Origin of the sequence: Noviherbaspirillum pedocola (assembly GCF_016632335.1) — a bacterium.
GTDB classification, from domain to species: Bacteria; Pseudomonadota; Gammaproteobacteria; order Burkholderiales; family Burkholderiaceae_D; genus Noviherbaspirillum_A; species Noviherbaspirillum_A pedocola.
Genome location: NZ_JAEPBG010000055.1, coordinates 1 through 6,518, shown reverse-complemented (window position 1 = coordinate 6,518; position 6,518 = coordinate 1). Strand labels below are relative to the sequence as shown.

Genomic DNA, 6,518 nt, shown 5'->3' with positions numbered 1-6,518 from the left:
AACTTTGCGTCGTAGATCCACGGAATAAGCAGCGCCCATGATGGCCTCCTCAAGGTGGCGAAGCTTATGGTTAGACCGCTTTAATTCCTCTACATTCCTCCGTCTAGCATTCCGACAACCGCGTTAGTGCGGATTGCGTATCAGGCCGGCCTGTCTTTGCAGCCAATTGCTGCCGCTATCAGCAACTACATCGAAGTGGTTCCACAGCCTTGGCGTCGCGAAGGCGTACGGTAGTATTCGGTTTTCTATCCAGACGTTGTAAAAGCGATCGATGAGCGTGAGGCAGGCGCGGATCACGCTTCTTGGAGAGCAAATGCTGGTGGAGGCTGAGGTGCAAATCGCTTTCCAACTTCGTGAGTGCCGAATAGTTATAGGGCGCTTACTCATGACGGGTACTATGCGATGCAAGTAAGTGTTTCGTAAAGATAATATGTGGAGGTAAAAAGCACCCACTTCCAGACGCCTTTTATTGCTGAGGTTTAGGATGCGTCGTTAATTTCGCTAAAGGAGATTTGTGCAGTCATTAGTGCGTTAACGGTGATGCTTGAGGTGTGTGACGCTAAGTAGGGACAACGAGACGGTAGGGATTGCTGAACCATCGTGACGACATATTGGAAATTGGCTGCCCTGGCCGGGAACGGCATGTCGGCCGCACGGCCAAGGATGATCGCTCAAAAGGAAATCGTTTTGTCAGGAAAGGTCGAGCTGAGTATACGTTCGTCAGAAATTGTTGCCCGAAGGTATCGATATATACTCAGCCCTTTCTATTCAAACGCGATGTCGAGCGAAGATACGGATCTACCTAGTCGACTGCTGTAGGAAGAAACATTCGTATATTTGATGCTTGTTTTCCTTTTGCGCCTTGGATGGGATCGAACTCAACGCGCTGACCTTCCTTTAGCGTCTTGAAACCCGGCATTTGTATTGCTGAATAGTGTACGAATAAATCTTCACCACCTCCATCAGGGGTAATGAAACCGAACCCCTTGGAATCATTGAACCATTTGACTGTGCCAGTTGCCATTTGCGCATTTCCCAAATCAAGTCTTGAAATGGATTCCGAGCCAGCCTTGCAAGGCCGAAAAGGCTGTGTTTCTGCTGAATCCTCCTGTTGGTTCTTGGTGTTCCTGCGAACATATACCAACAGTTACAGATTGTTGACTTGAAAGTTTGGCTTGGTCAAGAAATTTGTTGAATCAAGTGCGAGATTGCTAAAAATCAGACGCTGAGTATGTGGGTCAAGTGCGTCAAGTATGTCTCTTGTGATGCAGTGACCTCGGAGGGTCCCCTTGGCTGAGGAGAGGTTCAGCGAAGGGACTATTTAAGCCGCATTGTTGAGGAATCCTCTGAAATTGAGAATGTTTTGTTGCGTATTTGAAACTATTTTGCACTCACGATTGGCGTCGGGCACAACGATACTTCCTTGATATCCCACAAAAGGTGGTTCTTCCAAGATGTTGACACACTAGTGTTGGAGTTGAGCATAGGTAAAAGATTTTCCATTCAATTTCTTCGGGATCGCACGATCGATTAAATTTTGCGATTCGAATGCTCAGACTTTGATAAATAGATAATTAAAATTATCACCAAAAAATAGTTGAAGGTAAAGCGATGCTTATATTTTTCTGCCTACCCACCGAGTATTGTTAAGATGAAGTCGGAATTACAGTTTTATGGGTAAGAAGATAATCGAGGACTTTGGGGCGGCCTTAAATATCATCCGCAAACCCGGTATGAAAGTGCGGCGTGACGCCGCGATATTGCTAAGAACGTTTAATTATAAGATTTATGGAATGAGACATAGCATTCACTTTGAAATGCCGTGTGCCTAAACGGCCGAGTGCAACATAAGTTTACTTCTTGGTGTCGGATATCACATTGAGCGAGGCTACTGCATGAGAGCATTTATTTCAAAGCAAATTTGTTAAGGATGCACTGAAGTTTTGGTTTTTTTGTTGGGTCGTTACACTGGCCTGATTTGCTGCGATCCATGGCGATTACGACTGATTTTTTTGGTTGGCTGGCATTTTTCTATACCTTAGTGGGTCTTTCCCATTCAGGACGTACTTTGAGCGTGTAACGCCATTAAGCGCCTTTTGGACAGGTCAAACAGCGTCAGCAACTGCGCCGTGCTCTTGGCCAAACTGCGGTAACGCATTCTGCGATTCTTGAACGGGTTCTTCACGACATGGAACGGATGCTCGACCTTGGCGCACGCCAGCCTTGGCCTGCCCCATTTTCTCGAATAGCTGCCCCAACGGCGCGTCCGGTAATAAATCCCGTTTGCCGGGATACATCGTCACATGCCATGTCATGGCGCTGCCTGGATGCTCGTCGCGCTTAGCCACGTCGGTACAGCCGGCATCACCAAAGGCATGCGTTTCTTCACCGTGCAACAGGGCATGGGGCTGCGTAACGTCCGTGGTATTGGCTAGTGTCGTCACTATCGTATGAACGAGGCGCGAATCGGCATCCACACCGATATGCGCGTTCATGCCGAAGTGCCAGGTCTTACCCTTTTCTCTCTGATGCATGTTTGCATCGCGCTTACCGCTCTGGTTTTTCGTTGATGAGGGCGCGGCGATGATGGTCGCGTCAACAACCGTGCTTTCCTTGAGCAGCAGCGCCTTCTCGGCCAAGTGGCCGTTGATAGTGTTGAACATCACCTGAGTTAGCGTGTGCTTCTCAAGCAATCGCCGGAACTGCAACAGCGTCGTGGCATCTGGAGCGACATGCACAGTCACGTCGATGCCGATAAAGCCACGAATCGCCTGGCTGTCATAGACGCCGTCTTCCTTGCGTTCATCGCACAGGCCAGAGCATTGCTGCACCACATACATGCGCAGCATGCGCGCAAGTCCAATCGGCGGCCGACCGCGTCCTTCGCCTTTCGGTTGATGCGGTTCGAGCACGGCAATCAACTTGGCCCACGGCTTACTGCTTCGAGCTCAGCCAGAAAGCGGGTCTCACCGCGTGAGCTTGATCTTGCTCGCATATTCCAGTTCCGGAAAACTTGATTGCATTGCGTCGCTCCACACCAGACGGCATGCCGCATCCTGGCAGAATGCCATCTCCTCAGAACGTTTCTCCCAAATAAGTCAGCGCACCCTTAAATATATTAAGATATACATTTGTTAAATAAAGGATTGCTGTTATGTTCAGCTCGCGTGAGTGTATAGATTGCCGCAGAATAGGGACCCTAATTGTGGCAAAATGTATAGTGGCTAGGAACTTTGTATAGGTAGAGATGTTGTGTCGAAATATGAATCTGATTTGGTAAGTTATTTTTCTTGCCTTTATCTATCAATTTTGAAATAGATATTTCTCATCTGTATTGGTTTCTTGGATGCCAGTTAAATATTTTAATCTTAAAAGAGAGTAGCGGCGAGATATAAAATTAATGCTTGTCGTGGAAAAGATTATTGTATTTTTAACCCAGGAGGGGAAATGTTTAAGTCGAATTTGGTTGTGATGGTGACAGGCGCAGGATCAGGAATTGGCAAAGCTATTGCGGAGGCATTCCTAGAAGAAGGTTGTTCTGTAGTTCTAGTCGGCCGAAATAGGGGAAAACTGGAGAAAGTCGCTCGGAATACAGAAAGATTGCGAGGGCGAGCCTATGTTTTCAATGCTGATGTATCCGTTGAGGATGAAGTGATAAAGCTCTTCGAGGAAACAAGGCGACATTTTGGTAGGCTCGATATTTTATTCAATAATGCGGGCATATTTGCGCCAGCCGCGTCTTTGGAAGATGTAACTTTGGATAATTGGAACGCTTCGTTAAGCGTCAATTTGACTGGCGCATTTCTTTGCACCAAGGAAGCCTTCAAAATAATGAGGCAACAGGACCCACAAGGGGGGAGAATTATCAACAATGGGTCGATATCTGCTCATGCTCCAAGACCAGGCTCAGCACCTTATACCGCCAGCAAGCATGCGATGTCAGGGCTAACGAAAGCGACTTCACTCGATGGACGGAGATATAATATTGCTTGTGGGCAGATCGACATCGGCAATGCTGTAACCGATATGACCAGAAAGATGGAGCAGGGTATCCTTCAGCCAAACGGGAGAATAGAAATTGAGCCCACAATGGACGTCGAAAATGTTGTGAGGGCTGTCATGTACATGGCGAGCCTTCCGCTTGACGCAAATGTGCAGTTCATGACCGTCTTAGCAACGAAGATGCCATTCATAGGGCGCGGCTAACGAAGGATGTTTGACTCGGCAATTGAGCGATCGCTGTTCGATTGAATGTACCTTTCGCCAGATTTCACAGCGGATTGCTTAAATTTTGTGCGGAGGCAATAGCCCTGCCTGTACACGCTTGCTAGAGTGTATCTTGAGCGTGTGAGCATTTCTAACTTCAAGCGCAATTGAAATATGGTTACCCGAATATTGCTGCCTTCAGTTGATTTTCCACTAGATTTAAAGAGAAGGACTAACTCTTTTGTCGGTATTACTGTTCCCATTTGATTAAGGAATAGCTCTGCAAGTGCGAACTCCGAGGGGGTCAAATGGATAGTCTTACCATTGTAAGCCATCAATCGCATGTCGGGAACGAGACTTAAAGATCCGAATTGCCATTTGGTTTTCAGGATGTTTTTTCTTCTCAATGCAGCAAGCATTCTGCGGATCAAGTCGCTCACTGAAAACGGCTGACATAGCCAGTCTGCTACGAAATCTGGGAACTCAGTAGCTTCCGATAGATCCTGTTGTGAATGGAAAACTAAAAGAATTGGCGAAAGGACGATGGGTAGAAAAGGTGGATCTTTTATAAATGTCATTTCCTTTTTTTCTAGCAATTGAATTCTTTCGACATAACTTGGATCTAGAGCGTCGATCAGCAATACTGAAGGTGTGTCAGGATAGCTCAACAAATTTTCCGGACGTACTAGATTGAGCTGGACAAGTTCCCATTCGAATTGCTCGCCTTGCGAAATGATGTGAGGAAAAGTTTTGGCTGATTCCGCAAAGGCTCGGCTGAGTGAAGCGAAAAGCTCGGCGCCGACTACTTTAAGCGTAATTTTCATTCTAGATCCTTAAGCATTGTTGCGGTGGGGCCCCTCGGGTCACTCTTCGATTTCCACATTTCTGATGCGTCGTGTTAATTTTCTTTTTTAATGCTCTCAGGAAAACGACTAGTTTCTACTTTTCCTGATGAATGGATCTGTATGACGCACGTTTGTGCGCATAGTGACTGTATATAGCCAAAAAATGTTTTACCTCTTGGTTTCTAAACGTATATACTTATAGTAGTAACCACTCTTATGGTTCTGTTAACCTTTGGTCACGCTTGGACAGGACGCTATGCGCATTGTCTTGCTAGGAAGGGATTGCGAAGAGGATGCCGACATCGTCGGCGGTCTAAATGCGGCGGGTTTCGCTGCGGTGTGTGCTACAAATAGCACATGCTTGTATCTTGAACTGCTCAGGGCTCCCACTGACTCCGTTATTCTAGATCTTGAAAATGACCCCGAAGAAGCCCAAAGAGTGTTAAGACATCTCCGTAGTTATGAGAGCACGCAAGACATCGGAATAGTTGCGCTAGGTCTACCGAAGGATGCTTCATACCGAATTGAAGCGCTCTCCAGTGGCGCAGACATTTTTCTCCCAAGGCCGATACACATCCTGGAACTAGCCGTTTATCTGAGAAATATTGAACGTAGACGGCAACAAGTTGTCACAAGCGCAGATCGAGTATGCTGGCGACTTTTGCAGTCGGAATGGCGCTTGGTTGCACCGTCAGGCGCGCAGATAACTTTAAGTCATCTCGAACATTCCTTTATCCAAATCGTTGCAAAGAATGCGGGAAAGCCAGTCAGAAGAAGAGACATTGTCACTAGTGCTTTCGGAAAGGACCCATTGTCTTACGACAATCGAAGGCTTGAAGCAGTTGTTAGCCGCTTGCGAAGGAAAGTGCATCGCGCATATCCACTTTCCCAGCCTATACGCGTCGTACATTCAATAGGCTATGTGTTTACCGAGGCGATAATCTGCGCATAGTAACTAATTGGCTTCGCTTCACCGGCGGTTACGCAAAAATGGAATGACCTTTTTCCAATTCCGCTACCACACTGGTTACCATTGCTCGACCTCAACCGGCGCTTTGTCAGTGAGGGTAGGGGTCTGATCCGGCGGCTCTTACGCGATATCCCGGCCTCTTCCAACGCCTTCTTCAGCGTTGGTTGGCTTATCCTGTGGCCGGTATGGATCTCCCATTGCTTTCAACGCTCATCCATCGGCGTTGTTGGATTGGCGCGAATGAACTTCCGAAGCGTTTCGAAATTGCCTTCGCCAAGATTCTTGGGTCTGCCACGTTTCCTCCTCGCCTCTTAAAAACAGTTCTGAAAGCGCATGAGTAACAGTGTCGAAAGTTCTGTTTTGGCTACACCCTCTAGCGCGGTTGTCGAATTAATGTAGGGTATAACCGCAGAGCTGGAACCAGCTTTTGGCATCGGACTCGGTAATGTGGTCAATAGCTTGTTTGAGCGCCTCGTCGAGGGCGGTGCGCGTGCGGG

Annotated in this window: 4 protein-coding genes and 1 pseudogene; 2 read left to right on the top strand and 3 right to left on the bottom strand. The window is 47.4% G+C overall.

Translation table 11 applies throughout. From position 1 onward, the window contains the following. Positions 1 to 802 precede the first annotated feature (802 nt). Both JJB74_RS32740 and JJB74_RS32735 read right to left on the bottom strand, forming a co-directional pair. Positions 803 to 1,024: a cold-shock protein gene (locus JJB74_RS32740; RefSeq protein WP_200598737.1), complete on the bottom strand. Its 222-nt coding sequence runs from the start codon at positions 1,022 to 1,024 to the stop codon at positions 803 to 805. A gap of 1,032 nt (positions 1,025 to 2,056) precedes the next feature. After that, positions 2,057 to 3,023 (bottom strand): annotated as a pseudogene (locus JJB74_RS32735) (IS5 family transposase). Between the two features lie 424 nt (positions 3,024 to 3,447). Here JJB74_RS32735 and JJB74_RS32730 point away from each other — a divergent pair. Continuing rightward, on the top strand, positions 3,448 to 4,206 hold the full coding sequence (locus JJB74_RS32730; RefSeq protein WP_200598736.1) for an SDR family oxidoreductase: 759 nt from the start codon (positions 3,448 to 3,450) through the stop codon (positions 4,204 to 4,206). Here the strand turns inward: JJB74_RS32730 and JJB74_RS32725 are convergent. Then, entirely contained in the window at positions 4,203 to 5,030 is an 828-nt protein-coding gene (locus JJB74_RS32725) for a response regulator transcription factor (RefSeq protein ID WP_200598735.1), read from the bottom strand. The two genes, JJB74_RS32730 and JJB74_RS32725, sit on opposite strands and share 4 nt — an antisense overlap. Before the next feature lie 277 nt (positions 5,031 to 5,307). Between JJB74_RS32725 and JJB74_RS34320 the strand changes: the two genes are divergently transcribed. After that, complete coding sequence (locus JJB74_RS34320; protein WP_200598734.1) at positions 5,308 to 6,003, top strand: response regulator transcription factor; 696 nt, start codon at positions 5,308 to 5,310, stop codon at positions 6,001 to 6,003. The last annotated feature ends 515 nt before the right edge of the window (positions 6,004 to 6,518 follow it).

Bases quoted from the DNA above. Each gene is read 5' to 3' on its own strand.
- JJB74_RS32725 (WP_200598735.1), bottom strand. From the start codon at position 5,030: ATGAAAATTACGCTTAAAGTAGTCGGCGCCGAGCTTTTCGCTTCACTC.
- JJB74_RS32740 (WP_200598737.1), bottom strand. From the start codon at position 1,024: ATGGCAACTGGCACAGTCAAATGGTTCAATGATTCCAAGGGGTTCGGT.
- JJB74_RS34320 (WP_200598734.1), top strand. From the start codon at position 5,308: ATGCGCATTGTCTTGCTAGGAAGGGATTGCGAAGAGGATGCCGACATC.
- JJB74_RS32730 (WP_200598736.1), top strand. From the start codon at position 3,448: ATGTTTAAGTCGAATTTGGTTGTGATGGTGACAGGCGCAGGATCAGGA.